Here is a 15,825-nt window from a genome sequence, read left to right as displayed (position 1 = left end):
GCCGAGAGCCCGGCGCCTTCGGCACCCTCAATCACCGAAGACGGACAGGCCGACCCCGCCACAGATGAATCGGCAGCTCTGGGAAGCGAAGTCGGTCGGCTCGGTGTGGTGGGCCGCCGACAGATGCCGGCAGCGGGGCGATGGTCCCCGCTGCCGGGACTGTCAATCTGTGCCCATGGCTTTGCACACGGCATCTTCTTAGTACGGTCCATCACGGCGGCTACCGGCCCCAGAGCAAGATTCGCGGCTCGCGCCTCAACGCCCGGGTGAGGTCGGTGGGAGCCATGGCCTCTGTGGCCTTGACGCCGCTGGCCATGGACGCGAGCCGAACGGCCCGGGTACTACGCCGGATGTGGGCGAACTCGTATCGTTCCTCGGCCCCTGCGCCCTGCCCGCGGGCTTGACGCAGGGCTACTCGTGCATGTCCTCGGGACGTACATCGGCTTCATCGAGAGCCTCAGCCAGGTCGCGCCCGGTCGCGCTACCGCCTGTCGATTCGGTGGTGTCCTGTTCATCTTGCTGATCGATGATTTGGTCGGTTTTCGCTGTCTTGGGTCTGGCTTCTTCGGGGACAGTCATGAGCTTTACTTTCCTTCGCTGAGGAGGGGAGGTAGTCGCATTGGCGTGCCGTGTCTCAGGCCAAGACCTCGGAACCGGGGACCAGCTTCCAGGACCGGACCTCAGGCACTGGCGGGTGCCGTCAGTCGAGCGTTCGAGTGCTCACCGAACAAAGGGTCGATCTTCGATCGAACCCTGGCCGAGTAGCCCGCTTTCTGAGCGCGCAAACTATTCGGAGCTTCGGCGGCCGTGGTCTCACTACCGCCTGGAACTTCCTTCCAGACCGGAAATGTTGATCTCACCCCGACACCACCGCGACGTCGCCGAAGCCGCCTGCCGCCTGCCGCCTGCCGCCTGCCGCAAGGCTCGTCCGCCGGCTAGGACACGTTGTTCCCGACTGCATCCCGACGCCACCTCGCGGTCTGGCTGCCGTGGCACGCGCAGCAGCTCCGCCTGGCCGCCCTGGTAGGGGCCCATGTCGGCGAATCCGTAGGCGGCTCCCGCGAGGGCCGGTTCCGGCTGCATGGTCAGGCAGTAGTTGGTCAGACCCTGCTCGCACTGCCTGCAGAAGCCGCAGGCGATGTTGAAGGGCGGGACCACGTACTCGCCGACCTGCACCTTGCGGCGAACATGCCGTGCCCGAGATCGGTGAAGTGCCCAGCCCACTCGCGGCTGTCGTCCGGCTGGGTCAGCGGTTCCATGATCTCTTCTGCATCGCCGGCCAACACGATGACCTCGGCGAATCTACTCATGGGCGAATATCACCGGACACGCGGAAGGAACCGCAATCGAATAAGCGCGCTCAGGCGCCGCGCGCCCTCAGAATGCCTTCGACGCCCGACCGGAAGGTCTCGGAGATCAGTTTCGGGTCGAAGAGGCAGCCGGCGGCCATGGCGCCGTCCCGGAGCATGACGAGGTGCCGTCCGGCTTCGTCGGCGGGAGCTTCGCCCACCTGCGCCAGCAACTCGGTCACGGTGTCCAGGAACCACCGGCGATGGGCCAGCACGGCTCGGTGGACGGGGTGCGTGGGGTCGGGGTATTCGGCTACCGCGTTGAGGAAGGCGCAGCCGCGGAACCCGGGGCCCTGGATGCCTTCGGTGATGAACCGGCCGACCGCCCGGACCTTGTCCGCTGCCGACCGCTCGCCTGCCTGAGCGGCCTCGACCCCGGCCCGGATTCCCCGGTCGGCCTGGTCGAGGTAGGCGAGGACGAGCTCTTCCTTGCCGGCGAAATGCCGGTACAGCGTGGCGCGGGTGACCTGCGCCTCCGCGATGATCCGGTCGACGCCGACGGAGTGGATTCCCTCCGCGTAGAAGATTTTGGTCGCCGTGCCGAGGAGCCGTGCCCGCGCCGCCGACGTGCTCCCGCCCCCTGATCCCTCGCTCATGCCGCCAGACTACCCCACCCGCGAGGGAGAACGTTCGGTCTTGACAGGCGGCGCCTTCGCCCTCTTGGATAGCGAAAGAGACCGAACGTTCTCCCCCCTTCGTCGAGTATGCACGCTTTCAGTGAGAGGAACCTCCATGGACACCCTTCCCGGCACCCCCGCCATCAGCGCGCCCGCGGCCCTGCGCAGGCTTTACCTCACGCGCTTCGTGGTCGCCGCTGTGTGGGCCGCCCTGCTGTTCTCGACCGCCGACAACCTGGGCCCGTTCACTGCCGCACTGCTGGTGATCTATCCCCTGTTCGACGTGGCGTGTGCGGTCATCGACATCAGGTCCGCCCAGGTGAACGGGCGGCCGGTGCGCGGTCTTCACGTGAACATCGCGCTCAGCGCCCTCACCGGCATCGGTCTCGCCATCGCCGCGACCTCCGGCATCCCCGCCGTACTGCGGGTCTGGGGTGCCTGGGCCGTCACGGCGGGCATCGTCCAGCTCATCGTCGGCGCCACCCGACGCCAACTCGGCGGCCAGTGGGCGATGATCGCCAGCGGCTCCCTCTCCACCCTCGCCGGCGCCTCGTTCATCGCACAGGCGGGCAAGGACGGCGCCTCCCTGAGCAACCTGGCCGGCTACGCCTTCCTCGGCGGCGTCTTCTTCCTCGTCTCCGCCCTCCGCCTGGGGCGCACCCGCACCAAGGCGACGGCCGGCGGGCAGGGCTGAGGCCGGGGGCCGGGCAAGCGGTAGCGCGATGCGTCCAGTCCGTGAGCCGAGTGCGCCGCTCCACAGGGCTCCTCCGCCGGACCTGAGTACCTTCTGAGTAGGCGCGCTCATGTTGTACGAGGTGGCAGGGGCCACACTCCGAACCATGACACATGTTCCGCCACCGGCCGAGGAATTGCGGCTCATCGACACCGAGTTGTGGCAACTGGACGCCCGTCGCGTCCAGTTGCTGGCGCGCCGCGCCTGGTTGGTCGGCCGGCTTTCGTCGTTCCCGCAACCCGGTCCGGTGCCGCCCGCGGAAGCACCCTCGCCGCATACCCCCGAGGCCACCGCACCGCGTGTGCAGAATGTGCTGCTGCTCCTGGGCGGCCTGCTGCTGACCATCGCCGCCATCGCGTTCACGCTGGTCAGCTGGGGACATCTGGGGATCGCCGGACGTGCGCTGGTGCTGGGCGCGGTCACGGTGGCCACCCTGGCCGCTCCGCTGCCGCTGCTGGGTCGTGATCTGCGCTCGACGGCCGAGGCGGTGGCGGGGCTCGCGCTGGCGCTCACGGTGCTCGACGCCTACGCGCTGTACGCGGTCGCCCTCACCGACATGGACGGCACGGCGTACACGGCCGGAGCGTCGGCGGTGCTGGCCGCCGTATGGACGGGATACGGGTTCCTGCCGCGCCTGAGGTCGCTGCGGCTGCCTCTTCCGGCCGCGGTGACCATCGCCCAACTGCCGCTGCTCCTGTGGGCGGTGGCAGCCGGCGCGGGGCAGTACGGGATCACCGGCGCGCTGCTCGTGACGGCCATGGGCGACACGGCGGTGGCGCTGCGCGCTCCGGCCGGGCCGGTGCGGATCACCGCCACGGCCGGCGCGTACGGCATGGGGGTGTGGGGCGCGCTGAGCGCGGCCTGGCTGTCGTGGACGGCCGGCGGTCCGGGCGCCGCGACCCAGGCGGCCGCGCTGCTGCTGTTCGCGGCCGGTGTCGCGCTGACGGCGGCATGGCGGGATCGTGCCGCGGGGCACGCGGTCGGGCTGTCCCTCGCGGCCGGTCTGCTCGCCGTCACCGCGCTCGGCGGCATCGTCCACCCGGCGCTGCCGTCCACCTGGGCCGTTCCAGCCCATCTCGCCTTCGGTATCGCGCTGCTGGCGGCGGAGCGGGTCAAGCGGCTCCTCGAGCCGGTGCGGCGCGGTCTCGCCCTCGCCTCCGCCGCGGTGCAGGGCCTGGCGGTGCTGTGGGCGCTCCCCCTGCTCGCGCTGACGCTGCTGGGGCCGGCCGGCTGGGCGGCACGGGTGTGGTCGGGGACACCGGCCGGTGCCCGTGCGGCCGTGACGGTGGGGGCGCCGTGGCTGCCCCAGTTGCAGTCGGCGCCGCTGGTCCTGACAGCCGTCGCCACCGTCCTCGCACTCGCGGTCCGCACCGCGGCATGGCGGCCCAAGGCGCTGACGGGCGTGCTCGTGCTCGGGTGGTCCGCGCTCATGCTCCTCCCGGCGGTGACGGACCTGCTTTACCCGGCGGCGCTCGTGGTGGAGGTGCTGGCGACGGCGGCCCTGCTCGCGGTGGCGGCGCGGCCCCGCTCGACTGAAGGCACCGGCCCGCTCCCGGCGTTGGTGCTCGCCCTCCTCACGTCCCTCTCGCTGGCGTTCCTCTCGCTGCCGACGCGATCCGCGACCGTGGGTGTGCTCACCGCTCTGACGGCGCTCTTCGCGGCCGCCTCGCTCAAGCAGCGCCTCACCACGGTCACCGTCCCGGCCGCGCTCGGGTACGGCGCCGCCTGGGCGTGCGCCGTGGGCGCCGCGGCGGACTGGGCACCGCAGCACACCGCGCTCCTCGTACTCGTGGTCCCGGCGGTGGCGGCGCTGTGCGCCGCACGAACCGCCGACGCGCGGACGACCGTCACGGCCGAGGTGACGGGCGCGGCCGCCGGTCTCCTGGCGCTCGCGCTGACGGTCGGCGATCCGGCGATGCTCTCCTTGGCGCTGTCCCTGTCCGGGATGATCGTTGCCGGGACGGCCCTGCGCGTCGACCGCCGCCCCGCCGCCTACGCGGCCACCGCGCTGTTCGCACTGGCCGCCTGGGTGCGCCTGGCGGCCTGGGGCGTCACGGCACCGGAGGCGTACATGGTGCCGTTGTCCGTCCCGGCGCTCGCGGTGGGCGCGCTACGACGGCGGCGTGACCCGCGGGCGTCGTCGTGGACGGCGTACGGCCCCGGTCTGGCCACCGCGCTCATCCCGAGCCTCGCGGCCGCCTGGACCGACGTCCACGCCACCCGCCCGTTGCTGCTGGGCGCGGCGGCGCTGCTCGTCACCCTGCTGGGCGCCCGGCACCGGCTGCGGGCACCGCTGCTGCTCGGCGGCGGGGTGCTCGTGCTGGACACGCTGCACGAGCTGGCCCCCTACCTGATACAGATCACCGGCCTCCTCCCCCGCTGGGTGCCTCCCGCCCTCGCCGGAGCGCTGCTGCTCGCCGTCGGCGCGACGTACGAACAGCGGCTGCGGGACGTGCGGCGCGCGCGGGACCTGCTCGGCCGGATGGACTAGGCCGTCGCGCTCCGAGCACCCGGGGATCCGCACCCTGCGAGATCGTGGGCGGCACACCCGCCGGCGGTTCCTCGGCGGCCGCGCCTCAGGGGGCTTCACGCTCGGCGGCCGGCGGGGCGGTGTCGTCGTCCTCGCCCTTGGCGCGCACGTCCGGCGGGGTGGGCGCTGTGATGTTCCGCTGCTCAGCGGACCGCTCCTTCGTCTCCTCGTCGACCTGCGCGGTGTCCTTCTCCTCGGAGGTACTCACCACTTCGCCCCTTTCATCGGTACGGATCGGACGGCACCCCGGCACACCATCGCGTCAGCGGCCCGCACCGCCGGGACGACCGTTCCGGACATTCCTTCTTCCGTCTGGAGCACAGGTTCCCTGGGGCAGCCATCCGACGCACGCAGTCGAAGATGTTCCGGTCATCGAGGTCCTCCCCCGTTGTCGGCCTGCACGCGCGGCCTGCCGCTCAGCCGAACTGGGAATCTTCGCCCGCCGACAGGCCGCGGCGAGGACCGTTCGGAGGTTGACCGGATCAGGTCGCTGATTCACATCGCTCTCACAGCCGGCCTTCCTACTGTCGCGGCCATGACCAATCCACCTCTCGATGAGCCCGACAACGCCGTCGTCTCACAGGTCTTGTCACGCCGCCGCATGCTTGCCCTCGGCGGAGCCGGAGCCGTCGCCCTTGCCGGGATCGCCACCGCCGCCAACGCCTCCACCGGCGACACCGCCACCGACCTCAGCACACTCGACGCGGCGGAGGCCAACGCCCTGGCCGCCGGTGCGTGCATGCGACTGACCACCGAGCAGATCGAAGGCCCCTACTACATCGACTACGAGCTCTTCCGGAAGAACGTCGTCGAGGACCGCACCGGCATACCGCTTCTCCTCCGCCTCCGCGCCGTGGACGCCGCCACCTGCAGGCCCATCCGCAACTCGGCCATCGAAATCTGGCACTGCGACGCATCCGGCGTCTACTCCGGCTACACCGGGAACGGCAACGGAGGCGGCGGGACTCCTCCCCGCCGGCCGCCGAGCCCCCCGCCCTCCGGCACGCCGACGGGACCGCCCCCGGGCGGTGGTGGCGGAGGCCATGCCACCCCCACGGACGACCTCACCTGGCTGCGCGGCATCCAGATGACGGATCACCAGGGCTTCGTCACCTTCCGGACCGTCTTCCCCGGCTGGTACACCGGCCGTGCCGTCCACATCCACACCAAGGTGCACACCGGCGGCAGCCGGACCTCCACCGGCTACACCGGCGGGCGTACCTGCCACACCGGACAGTTCTACTTCACGGAGAACGCGGTGAAGGCCACCGCGGGCATCGCCCCCTACGCGGCGAACACCGTGGCACGGGTCACCCTCGATGAGGACATGCTCTACCCGGGGACCGGCACACAAGGCGGCCTGCTCCGGCTCGTCTACGACCGCCGGGCGGTCGAGCATGGTGTCCTCGGCTCCATCACGATGGCCGTGGACCCCACCGCGACCAACGAAGGCGGAGGCGCGCCCGGCGGCAGCCCGGCTCCCGAGTCCGAGTCCTCGTCATCGCCCAGTGCCTGACAGACGTCCGCTTCTTTGAGATCGCGGGCTGACCTCGGAGGCGACGCTCAGTTGACGCCGGCACCCTCGTGGCGAGGGCTGCTTGCTTCCGGTGCAGTTGGCCCGTGATCGGGCGGGGCATGCGGGCTCGCGCCCGCATGCCCCCGTGTCTGTGCGGAGCGTGGCGAGCGATGCCCTACCGTCCGGTAGCCCCGTGCCTGGTTTCTGCCGCACCCTCCTGGGTCATGCGTCGGCTCCTTCGAACGCTAGGGTGACGGGCGCCTGGCGATTGCCCGTCCCAGGCAGCCGGGCTGCCTGCGTAGGCACCTGCTCACGCATACGTGGGGCTCTCGGCGGTTACGGTCCAGCGTCCGACGACGTCGCCCCGCTCCTGTTGCGGGTGCCGACGTGGAGAGAGAAGGCACGTGAGTTCCATACACAGCGCTCGCCGACGCACTGGCGTCACCCATCTCGCACCCATGCCCCATGGTGGTGAACTCCGTACCGAAAGCCATCCCGCGGCACCCGTGGCACAGTCCCCGGCCGTCGCCCCCGTCCCTGCCCCGGTCCCTGCCCTTGCCCCTGCCCTCGGACAGACGTCCCCGGCGAGGCCGGCGTCGGGTCGACATCGCCAGGCGCCGGCACGTGCTCGAAGCGAGCGCCGCAACCCGCCCAGGCCGGATGTCCCGCTCAGCGTGCGGAAACGAGCGAGCGACGGGAGTGGAGGAGTTCCGGCCTCGGAACAAGTGCCCTGTCTCCGGGTTCACGCCGCTTCGGCAGCGGAACACGTCTGGGACGGACGGTGACGGGCAGGTTCGAATTCATGCAACGTACCTCGCACCCCGTCAGACCGCCCGGGCCGGCGGACGGATGGAGCACTGCCACAACCCGCCCGGCATTCCCCGCCGCACCCGGTCCCATCACAGCCGCCCAGCCCCCTGTCAGTGCTGAGGACGTCGCGCTGGTGCGGGCCAGCCTCGCTGTCGTCTCTCCTCATGTCGCTGAGCTGGCCGCGCACTTCTACAGCATCTTGTTCGCGCGTTACCCCCAGGTCAGGAATCTGTTTCCGGCGGATCTCGACGTCCAGCGGGAACGTCTGGTGCGCGCCCTGCTGCGCATCGTGGAACTGGTCGACGACACCGACAACCTCGTAGCGTTCTGCTCCCGCCTGGGACGCGGCCACCGCAAGTTCGGCACACAGAGCGCCCACTACCCGGCCGTCGGCGAATGCCTGCTGCAGGCCCTCTCCCACTTCGCAGGCCCGGCATGGAGCCCGGCGCTGGCGGTGGCATGGCAGCGTGCCTACACCGCTGCCGCGGACGTGATGGCCCGGGCCGCCGAGGAGGACGCCCGCGACCGCCCGGCCGTGTGGGACGCGCACATCGTCGGGCACGTGCACCGCGGACACGGAATCGCCGAGATCACCGTCCGGCCACAGCTGCCGTACCCGTTCGTGGCGGGCCAGTACGTGAGCATCGAAACGCCGTGGGCACCGAGACTGTGGCGCCAGTACTCCCCCGCGCACGCCCCACGGCCCGATTCCGAGCTGACCTTCCACGTACGTGCCGTACCGGGAGGAAAGGTCAGCAACGCGCTCGTTCACCAAGCTCGTCCGGGAGACCCTGTCAGGCTCGGTCCGCCGGAGGGCGACATGGTCCTGCGTACAACCCCCCAACGGGACCTGCTCTTCGTGGCCGGCGGCACCGGCCTCGCTCCGATTCGCGCCCTGATCGAGGAAGCAGCCCGGGACGGCATCGGTGACGCACGGCAAGTCAGTCTGTTCATAGGCGCCAGAACGGCGGACGAACTGTACGGACTCGATGACATGCTGCGCATGTCCCAGCGCTACCACTGGCTGCGCGTCCGGGCAGCGGTCTCCCACGAGCGCATCGTGGGACTGGAGGGCACGCTGCCCGAGGTACTGGCGGAATTCGGCCCGTGGTACCGGCATGAGGCGTACCTGTGCGGCCCCCCGCAAATGCTGGGCGAAGCCGTGCAGGCCCTGCGGCGCCACGGTGTCCCGCCTCGTCACATCCACTACGACCCCTGGGACACCCCCGTGCTGACCGCCCCGTTGGGGCCGCCCCCGCCCGACGAGGAGACGGACCAGCTGTGAACGGCCCCGAAACGCCCGGCTCTTCCGGAGAACGACTGCTGCAGCGGCAGCTCGGCACCACCGACCGGGCGGCCGCCTTCTACGACCGCCAGGTGCACCCCTATCTGACCCCCGCGATGCGGGAGTTCATAGCGCGGCAGAACATGGTGTTCCTGTCGACCGCGGACTCCGGGGGAGCCTGCGACGCCAGTTTCCGCTCCGGACCGCCGGGGTTCTGCGTCTCCCCCGACGAGCGCTCTCTGACCTACCCCGAATACCGGGGCAACGGTGTCCTGGCCAGTGCGGGCAACATGACCGAGAACCCCCACCTCGGCATGCTGTTCATGGACTTCACCCATGACCACATAGGGCTGCACGTGAACGGCACGGTCAGGCTGTACACGGACCACGAGCTCCGCACGTGGTACCCCCATCTGCCGACCGACCCCGCGCCCGGCCGCCAACCCCACCTGTGGGTGCACCTCACCGTCGAGGAAGCCTACGTCCACTGCTCCAAGCACATTCCCCACCTCGAGCCCGCCCCCCGCCCCCGCCCCGCCACGGACCGGAACCGTCCCAAGGACAGCGCATATTTCCCGGAGCCCGCCCCCACTCAACAGGCCCCGGAATTGGTCGACGCCCAAACCGACCGCACCTCGTGGCGAGACCGCCTGCGGATCCGCCAGTAACCCCGTCCCGCGGCTCCGACGACACCTTCCTCCCCGCAAGCGCCCCTCATCCCACTGGGGCTGTTCGGCTCGAGGTCCGGGTGCCGCGACCTGAGCGGTGACCGGCAGCGGTTCCACAGGTCACGGTCACCCCGGACCCGGTGGGCCCGTCCACCGACGGGCCCACCGCAGCATGGCCGCACCGGACCGGTTACGGCGCGCGTGAGGGCGGTCCCGCCATCGGGGCCGCCCTCAGCTTCGCCTCAATACCTCGATGCCGGCCTGGTCCGTTTCCTCGGGTGTTCCACCGAGGCGGTGGATCACGACCCAGCGACCGTCGTCCATCGCTCCCGCGAACAGGGAGGCGTCGCGCGTCGCACCGTTGTGCCAGCGCAGCGGGCCCGCCGTTTGCCAGGATGGCGCGGGCTCCCCCAACCTGCGTTCCACCAGAAGTCGTACGACCAGTTCGGCGGCCGCGCGAGGGGTGGCCCACAGGCCGCCTGCGGGCAGGATCGCGCCGTCCATGGTCCAGGGTTTGCGAACTCTTCCCAAGCGGCCTCGGGCCAATAGGCGGCGGCCCGGGTCCGGGCTCGCGGTCACCTCTGATATGGCCAGCGGGCGCAGGACGTACTCGGTCACCAACTCCTCATAGGTGGTGCCGGCCGCAGTGGTCAGGGCTTCACCGAGGAAGGCGTAACCGAGGTTGGAGTACTCCTCATGCCGACCTGGTGGGCGGGTGACGACGGTGTCGAGCCGGTTCAGCAACTGGTGTGCGGTACGACGGTCGAACGTCGCGTACGGGTCCCGGCGCGGGAGGCGAGGCGGCAGACGCGGCAGGCCGGACGTGTGCTGGGCAAGGTGGAGCAGTGTGATCCCCGTTCCGGGAATCGCCGGAAGCCACCGCTCGAGGGGGTCTTCGAGCGCGAGCAGCCCGCCCTCGGCCATGCGGGTCAGAGCGGTTCCGGTGATGACCTTGGTGAAAGAGCCGATTTCGACGAAGCGGTCGACGGCGTGGCCGTTACTGACTGCGGGTGGAGCGGCGTTGCTCAGGATGCAGGTGGGAACTCGGTGCACGAGGGGCCTTTCTGGAGTGTTCCGGCTTTCTGACTCGGGCAAGTCGGCACGACACCCTGCGGTAGGTCGCGCGCGGGCGCGGATCCGCATCGTGAGGCGGAGCACCCACCACAGTGACGGCTCATCATCGGTGCTGCACTTTCATCCTCGTGAGACACCTTTCAGCATTCCTCCGCGCCTCGGCGGACAACTGATTGCTCGTGAGGACAGCGCGACAGAAGTGCCGGAACGACAAGAATCGTTTCTCTTGCGTGCCTGGGCAGGAGGGCCTGACGATGATTTAGTCGTACGGATTGCGTCGTACGCAGGACATCGATCGCCGGTTCCGGTGCGGGGAATATGGCCAAGAACATCAGGCCCGTTTTGCTGGCCACGGGCGCAGCCGTCGCGGTGTCGCTTCCCGATGTATTCGCCGCCGCCCAGCTCAAGCCCCCGGCCGTCGCGGCGAGTGCCGCCGGGCCGGCGGCCGCGATCGGCGTGTTCGCCGGATTCTTCAAGGACAGTCTGCTGCAACGGTTCCAGAAGGATCTGGAGAACGCAGCCTTCGTGCGCGACGGGTGTCCGACCACCCAAGACGAACTGCCGCTCGTCCGGGATGTCGGCGAGCCGACGTGGCTCGGTGTGCACGCGGCGCGCCGCACAACCGGCCGGACGTCCGCCGGCCAGCCTCCCTACGTGCCCCATGACATCGACGACGAGTTACGGGAACACCTGTGCGGCGACCCGCACCTGGGATCCCCGCATCACCGCCGCGCTCGACCACACCGACCGGTTCGGCATCGCGGAGTACCTGTCGGCCGGCCCGGAGCTCCTGCACCTGTGGCACGCTGCGCGAGGCGGCACTCCCGTCCCGGGTGAGGCCCCGGCGCAGGCCTGGGAGTGGGCGAACGAGGTCCGCACGACCATCGCCCTGCTCACCCCGGTGGGCACCGACTCCTTCGACGTCTACGACTATCTCGTGGACGAGACGATCCGCACGGCCGCCTCTCCTCACCGACACGGTGCTCGTGGCGGCGCTGCGTTTCGCGGACGCCGCGGATTCCATGCGCATCGGCACCATCGCCCGCGCGCACGGCAGGTACGCCATCGCACTGAGCGCGTACGAGGGGGTGCGCAACGCCCGGATCGCCTCGCTCGGGGAGGACGACCCCGACACGCTCACGAGCCGAGGGAACTACGCGGCGGTGCCGCGGGTGCTGGGCAGGCTGCACGAGGCGGAGTGCGAGCACCGGGCCGTCCTCGGATACGGTGAATCGGCGCCGCGACGACACATCCGCACGCCTTCCGGCGGACGGCCGGGGAGCTCGTGCAGCACCGGTCAGCTGCGTGCTGCACGGGCGGTCATCGGGAACGCTCCCCGGCCGCGGTGATGCGGTTGATCGCCTCGAGCGTCAGGGCACGGTCGTGGGGTTGACGCGAGAGCGCTCGGTGCAGCGTCAGCCCCTCGATGAGCGCGTCGAGCTGCCGAGCGGTGTCGGCGTCGAAGTGCTTCTCCAGATGGACACGGCTGCGGCGCATCCACTCATGCGTGAGATCCCGGTAGTCGGGCCGGCGAGCCGCGAGCGTGTACAGCTCCTGGGTGAGCACCAGGTCGCGCCTGTCCCCTTCGGACAGCACGTGCACGAGGTCGGCCACCGCCTCCCGGGCCCGGACCGGATCGGCCGGAGCGGCCAGGTGGTCGTCGAACACCATGACGATGTGCTCGGTGAAGCGCCTGAAGGCTTCACGCAGCACCTCGTCCATGCCACTGAAGTAGTAGGTCATCGATCCCAGGGGGACGCCGGCGCGTGCCGCGATCTTCCGGTGGGAGACTCGGACGATGCCTTCCTCGGCGATGAGGTCGAGGGTGGCGTCGAGGATGCGTGCGCGGCGCTGGGGGTCGGTGTGTCCGGTGGCCATGACGGCAGGCTCACAGACTCCGCACGACGCGGGCGGGATTGCCGACGGCGACGACGTTCGCGGGCACGTCCTTGGTGACGACGGCACCGGCACCGATGACGGAGTTCTCTCCGATGGTGACTCCGGGCAGCACGATGGCGCCGCCACCGATCCACACGTTGTCGCCGATGGTGATCGGACGGGCGGCTTCGAGCTTGTCGCGCCGCGGCTGCGGCTCCAGCGGATGGGTCGGAGTCAGCAACTGGACGTTGGGCCCGATCTGGCAGTCGTCGCCGATCGTGATGGCCGCGACGTCCAGCGCCGTGAGGTTGTAGTTGACGAAGGTGCGCGCCCCGACGGTGATGTTGCTGCCGTAGTCGACGTGGACCGGCGGACGCAGATGGGCCTGCTCGCCCAGGGCTCCGAGCAGTTCCCGCAGCAGCGTCTGCGCGGCGTCGGCGTCCTCCGCGTAGGCCGCTTGGTAACGGGTGGCCAGGCGCACGGCCCGCTGCTGGCGCTGAGCGATCTCGGGATCGTCGGCGATGTAGAGATCGCCCGCTTCCATGCGCTCCAGGTTCGTGCGCGGGTCCTGCGCGAAGTAGTCCGTCGGCATGCGCGGCAGCATAACTTCGGAATGTACGAACGTACACTCTCGTCGAACGCACGCCGCCGCGCCTGACACGTCGTCGCCGGGGCCGCCACGCGATGCCCGATCCCGCTGCCGACCCTACGGTGGGGGCATGGTGGTGATCAGCGACGAAAGTCGGCAAGCGCCGGCCCGGAGAGGCGTGGTGGAGGCGCTGGGCCTGGCCGTCCTGTTCCTGCTGTCCGTGGTGGCCGCCTCGATCGAACCGCACGAGCACCGGTTCTCGTTACGCTGGACCGGCGTGGTGCTGGCGGGAGTCGGCTGCTCCGCACTCGTCCGGCGGCGCCGCCACCCGATCGGCGTACTGGCCGTCGCACTCGGCTGCGGGGTGGGCTTCCTGGTCCTCGGATTCCGGGAGAGCCCGCTGGTCCTCAGCCCGGTTCTGCTGTCCGTCTACACCGTGGCCCTGCTGACCGACCGGCGTACCACCTGGATGGCCGCGTCCGCCTCGGCCGCCACTCTGGTGGGCGCCGCCATTCTGTGTGCCCCTCGCTCCTGGCTGAACCCCGACAACGTGGCACTGCTGGCCTGGACAGCGCTGCCGGCCGCTGTCGGCGACGGTCTGCGCTCCCGCCGCGCCTATGTGGCGGCCGTGGAGGAACGGGCGGTGCACGCGGAACGCACCCGTGAGCAGGAGGCGCAGCAGCGGGTGGCGGCCGAACGGGTGCGCATCGCACGCGAGTTGCACGACATCGTCGCGCATCACATCGCGCTGATCAACGCCCAGGCGGGCGTGGCCGCCCATCTCGCGAAGCGCCGACCGGAACAGATACTGACCGCCTTGGAGGACATCCGGGACACCAGTCGGTCGGCCCTCGACGAGCTGAGGGTGACCGTGGGACTGCTGAGGCAGTCGGGCGACCCGGTCGCACCGCGCACCCCTGCGCCGGGGCTGGCCGACATACCGGTGCTCCTGGCGTCCTTCGCCCGTGCCGGGCTGACCGTAGGACTCACCCGCCACGGCACCGCCGTCCCGCTGGCACCAGCAGTCGACCTGACCGCGTACCGGATCGTCCAGGAAGCCCTGACCAACGTGCGCAAGCACGCCGGCGCGGACCACGCCCGGCTGATCCTGCACCACCACCCCGAGCGGCTGACGATCACCGTGGAGGACGACGGGGGAACCGCGCGGCACCAGCCCGCGCCCGCCGGTACCGGGCACGGGCTGATAGGGATGCGGGAGCGGGTGGCCACGGTCGGGGGCTTGCTGCGCGCCGGGCCGCGCCCGGAGGGCGGCTTCAGCGTGACGGCCGACCTTCCGCTGCGCCCCGGCCGGCTGGTCGGCGAGACACCGAGGAGAGACGGGCATGACGATTCGCGTACTGCTTGCCGATGACCAGGCCCTGCTGCGGGGCACCTTCAAGATGCTGTTCGAGTCCACCGGTGACATGGAGACGGTGGGCGAGGCGTCCAACGGTCACGAGGCGGTGGAGCTGGCGCGGACCCGGCACCCTGACGTGGTCCTGATGGACATCCGCATGCCGGAGATGGACGGCCTCGACGCCACCCGGCTGATCAGCGAGTCCGAGGATCTCGCAGCGGTGAAGGTGCTCATCCTGACCACCTTCGAGGACGACGAGCACGTGGCCGAAGCACTGCGCGCGGGTGCGAGCGGCTTCCTGGGCAAGGGCGCGCGTCCTGAGGAACTGGTCGAGGCCGTCCGCACGGTCGCCGCCGGCGACGCGCTGCTGTCACCCGCGGCCACAGGCGCGCTGATCAGGCGTTTCCTCGCCCAGCCGGACCCTTGCACGGGAGAGGTGCACGAGCGGCTGGAGTGCCTGACGCCACGAGAGCGCGATGTCCTGGCTCTGGTGGCCCTGGGACTGTCGAACGACGAGATCGCCGAGCGGTTGTTCGTCAGCCCGCTGACCGCGAAGACCCACGTCAACCGGGCCATGACCAAGCTCGCCGCCCGCGACCGGGCCCAGCTCGTGGTCATCGCCTACCAGTGCGGCCTGGCCACCGCGGTGCCCTGACCAGCGCGTGCTCGCACCGCTGCGTGTACGGGCATGCCTGTCCCGGCTGTAGACGGGCGTCCCGGGTACCGCAGCCGTGGTAGGCAGGAATCGCTGCGGTGGGACGACGCGCGAGGGGTTGTCGCTGAGCGAAGGTGAGAGGGCGAACGGAGGTCTCACCATGATTGAAGCTCCCAGCCGGATCGGCGATGGCGACCGGACAGCGGTGGCGGACCGCCAGGAGAACGACTGCCTCGCTGCCGTGGCACCGCAGCTGTCCCTCCTGCGGCATTCCCTGACCAGTGGAAACCACCGCGACGAGCACGGATACGCCGACGGCCGATCGGGACACGGTCACCTGCGGCTCGCTCGTCGCAAGCCGGCTCCCACCGTCGGACGGCTCACGCTGCCGCAGTGGGTGAGCCGGACCAAGCACGTCGGCTGATGCCGGGTCCGAGGCGGGCGAGCGACGGCGTCCGCCGGCCATGCGCCCCTTCCGTGGCGCTCGTGCGACCGGACCACTCCGCACGAGCGAAGAGGAGCGGTAGGGGCACCGGCCCCGCAGAGGAAGGAGGCGCAGGGTTCCACTGCGGCTTCCACGGGGCCGGTGCATGGCACACATACCCCTCGAGGCGCCCGATACGCCCGATCCATCCCCGCCACCCGAGCGGGATGTGCTGACGCACGACGTGGGGCCCGGCCGTTCCCGGCCGGCACGCTCGCACCAGCCGGACCTGGATCCAGCACGTCCTCGACGGAGGCAGCTCCCTGGAGGGCGTCTGCCC

General features: G+C 70.6%; 16 protein-coding genes and 1 pseudogene. 10 read left to right on the top strand and 7 right to left on the bottom strand.

The annotated features are described in order from the left end of the window. Nucleotides 1-411: 411 nt before the first annotated feature. The 3 genes and pseudogenes from AB0924_RS34910 to AB0924_RS34900 all read right to left on the bottom strand — a co-directional run bounded on the left by AB0924_RS34910 (nucleotide 412) and on the right by AB0924_RS34900 (nucleotide 1,945). Complete coding sequence (locus AB0924_RS34910; protein WP_366913602.1) at nucleotides 412-579, bottom strand: hypothetical protein; 168 nt, start codon at nucleotides 577-579, stop codon at nucleotides 412-414. Between the two features lie 411 nt (nucleotides 580-990). Beyond that, nucleotides 991-1,182: pseudogene (locus AB0924_RS34905) on the bottom strand (alcohol dehydrogenase catalytic domain-containing protein); the annotation flags it as partial. Nucleotides 1,183-1,360: 178 nt separating this feature from the next. Continuing rightward, the gene (locus tag AB0924_RS34900) at nucleotides 1,361-1,945 is read right to left on the bottom strand and encodes a TetR family transcriptional regulator (RefSeq protein ID WP_358940462.1); all 585 of its coding nucleotides are present in this window, start codon (nucleotides 1,943-1,945) and stop codon (nucleotides 1,361-1,363) included. A 136-nt stretch (nucleotides 1,946-2,081) separates the two neighbouring features. Here AB0924_RS34900 and AB0924_RS34895 point away from each other — a divergent pair, with 136 nt between their 5' ends. Both AB0924_RS34895 and AB0924_RS34890 read left to right on the top strand, forming a co-directional pair. Further along, on the top strand, nucleotides 2,082-2,660 hold the full coding sequence (locus AB0924_RS34895) for a hypothetical protein (RefSeq protein ID WP_366913601.1): 579 nt from the start codon (nucleotides 2,082-2,084) through the stop codon (nucleotides 2,658-2,660). Between the two features lie 145 nt (nucleotides 2,661-2,805). Continuing rightward, nucleotides 2,806-5,190 (top strand): hypothetical protein, encoded by a 2,385-nt coding sequence (locus AB0924_RS34890; protein WP_366913600.1) that lies wholly within the window; start codon nucleotides 2,806-2,808, stop codon nucleotides 5,188-5,190. A gap of 85 nt (nucleotides 5,191-5,275) precedes the next feature. Here the strand turns inward: AB0924_RS34890 and AB0924_RS34885 are convergent, their stop codons facing one another. Next, entirely contained in the window at nucleotides 5,276-5,437 is a 162-nt protein-coding gene (locus tag AB0924_RS34885) for a hypothetical protein (protein WP_358940465.1), read from the bottom strand. 393 nt (nucleotides 5,438-5,830) lie between these two features. Here AB0924_RS34885 and AB0924_RS34880 point away from each other — a divergent pair, with 393 nt between their 5' ends. The 3 genes from AB0924_RS34880 (at nucleotide 5,831) to AB0924_RS34870 (ending at nucleotide 9,508) form a co-directional block, all read left to right on the top strand. Further along, nucleotides 5,831-6,745 (top strand): intradiol ring-cleavage dioxygenase, encoded by a 915-nt coding sequence (locus tag AB0924_RS34880; RefSeq protein ID WP_358940476.1) that lies wholly within the window; start codon nucleotides 5,831-5,833, stop codon nucleotides 6,743-6,745. A gap of 943 nt (nucleotides 6,746-7,688) precedes the next feature. Beyond that, nucleotides 7,689-8,840: a globin domain-containing protein gene (locus AB0924_RS34875; RefSeq protein ID WP_366913599.1), complete on the top strand. Its 1,152-nt coding sequence runs from the start codon at nucleotides 7,689-7,691 to the stop codon at nucleotides 8,838-8,840. Then, nucleotides 8,837-9,508 (top strand): pyridoxamine 5'-phosphate oxidase family protein, encoded by a 672-nt coding sequence (locus AB0924_RS34870; protein ID WP_358940467.1) that lies wholly within the window; start codon nucleotides 8,837-8,839, stop codon nucleotides 9,506-9,508. The genes AB0924_RS34875 and AB0924_RS34870 overlap by 4 nt, the downstream gene beginning before the upstream one ends. 231 nt (nucleotides 9,509-9,739) lie before the next feature. Here AB0924_RS34870 and AB0924_RS34865 read toward each other — a convergent pair whose 3' ends face one another. After that, complete coding sequence (locus AB0924_RS34865; RefSeq protein WP_366913598.1) at nucleotides 9,740-10,561, bottom strand: serine hydrolase domain-containing protein; 822 nt, start codon at nucleotides 10,559-10,561, stop codon at nucleotides 9,740-9,742. 339 nt (nucleotides 10,562-10,900) lie between these two features. Here AB0924_RS34865 and AB0924_RS34860 point away from each other — a divergent pair, with 339 nt between their 5' ends. After that, nucleotides 10,901-11,419 carry a hypothetical protein gene (locus tag AB0924_RS34860; RefSeq protein WP_366913597.1) on the top strand — a complete coding sequence of 173 codons (519 nt, stop codon included), beginning with the start codon at nucleotides 10,901-10,903 and terminating at the stop codon, nucleotides 11,417-11,419. Between the two features lie 149 nt (nucleotides 11,420-11,568). After that, the gene (locus AB0924_RS34855; protein WP_358940470.1) at nucleotides 11,569-11,931 is read left to right on the top strand and encodes a tetratricopeptide repeat protein; all 363 of its coding nucleotides are present in this window, start codon (nucleotides 11,569-11,571) and stop codon (nucleotides 11,929-11,931) included. Here the strand turns inward: AB0924_RS34855 and AB0924_RS34850 are convergent. Next, nucleotides 11,903-12,460: a TetR family transcriptional regulator gene (locus AB0924_RS34850; RefSeq protein WP_358940471.1), complete on the bottom strand. Its 558-nt coding sequence runs from the start codon at nucleotides 12,458-12,460 to the stop codon at nucleotides 11,903-11,905. The genes AB0924_RS34855 and AB0924_RS34850 overlap by 29 nt on opposite strands. A gap of 10 nt (nucleotides 12,461-12,470) precedes the next feature. Then, nucleotides 12,471-13,052 (bottom strand): sugar O-acetyltransferase, encoded by a 582-nt coding sequence (locus AB0924_RS34845; protein ID WP_358940472.1) that lies wholly within the window; start codon nucleotides 13,050-13,052, stop codon nucleotides 12,471-12,473. Nucleotides 13,053-13,179: 127 nt separating this feature from the next. Here AB0924_RS34845 and AB0924_RS34840 point away from each other — a divergent pair, with 127 nt between their 5' ends. From AB0924_RS34840 to AB0924_RS34830, 3 genes are all read left to right on the top strand, one after another. Next, nucleotides 13,180-14,421 (top strand): sensor histidine kinase, encoded by a 1,242-nt coding sequence (locus tag AB0924_RS34840; protein WP_366913596.1) that lies wholly within the window; start codon nucleotides 13,180-13,182, stop codon nucleotides 14,419-14,421. Further along, nucleotides 14,393-15,061, top strand: a complete 669-nt coding sequence (locus tag AB0924_RS34835) for a response regulator transcription factor (RefSeq protein ID WP_358940474.1) — start codon at nucleotides 14,393-14,395, stop codon at nucleotides 15,059-15,061. The genes AB0924_RS34840 and AB0924_RS34835 overlap by 29 nt, the downstream gene beginning before the upstream one ends. 160 nt (nucleotides 15,062-15,221) lie before the next feature. Further along, complete coding sequence (locus AB0924_RS34830; protein WP_358940475.1) at nucleotides 15,222-15,485, top strand: hypothetical protein; 264 nt, start codon at nucleotides 15,222-15,224, stop codon at nucleotides 15,483-15,485. The last annotated feature ends 340 nt before the right edge of the window (nucleotides 15,486-15,825 follow it).

This window comes from Streptomyces sp. NPDC047869 (genome assembly GCF_040704065.1).
Lineage (GTDB): Bacteria > Actinomycetota > Actinomycetes > Streptomycetales > Streptomycetaceae > Streptomyces.
This window is presented reverse-complemented; position numbering and strand designations above follow the sequence as displayed.

What these genes read in the sequence shown, in the direction of transcription:
- AB0924_RS34910 (WP_366913602.1), bottom strand. Translation starts at nt 579, where the DNA reads ATGACTGTCCCCGAAGAAGCCAGACCCAAGACAGCGAAAACCGACCAA.
- AB0924_RS34900 (WP_358940462.1), bottom strand. Translation starts at nt 1,945, where the DNA reads ATGAGCGAGGGATCAGGGGGCGGGAGCACGTCGGCGGCGCGGGCACGG.
- AB0924_RS34895 (WP_366913601.1), top strand. Translation starts at nt 2,082, where the DNA reads ATGGACACCCTTCCCGGCACCCCCGCCATCAGCGCGCCCGCGGCCCTG.
- AB0924_RS34890 (WP_366913600.1), top strand. Translation starts at nt 2,806, where the DNA reads ATGACACATGTTCCGCCACCGGCCGAGGAATTGCGGCTCATCGACACC.
- AB0924_RS34880 (WP_358940476.1), top strand. Translation starts at nt 5,831, where the DNA reads ATGCTTGCCCTCGGCGGAGCCGGAGCCGTCGCCCTTGCCGGGATCGCC.
- AB0924_RS34860 (WP_366913597.1), top strand. Translation starts at nt 10,901, where the DNA reads ATGGCCAAGAACATCAGGCCCGTTTTGCTGGCCACGGGCGCAGCCGTC.
- AB0924_RS34850 (WP_358940471.1), bottom strand. Translation starts at nt 12,460, where the DNA reads ATGGCCACCGGACACACCGACCCCCAGCGCCGCGCACGCATCCTCGAC.
- AB0924_RS34845 (WP_358940472.1), bottom strand. Translation starts at nt 13,052, where the DNA reads ATGCCGACGGACTACTTCGCGCAGGACCCGCGCACGAACCTGGAGCGC.
- AB0924_RS34840 (WP_366913596.1), top strand. Translation starts at nt 13,180, where the DNA reads ATGGTGGTGATCAGCGACGAAAGTCGGCAAGCGCCGGCCCGGAGAGGC.
- AB0924_RS34835 (WP_358940474.1), top strand. Translation starts at nt 14,393, where the DNA reads ATGACGATTCGCGTACTGCTTGCCGATGACCAGGCCCTGCTGCGGGGC.
- AB0924_RS34830 (WP_358940475.1), top strand. Translation starts at nt 15,222, where the DNA reads ATGATTGAAGCTCCCAGCCGGATCGGCGATGGCGACCGGACAGCGGTG.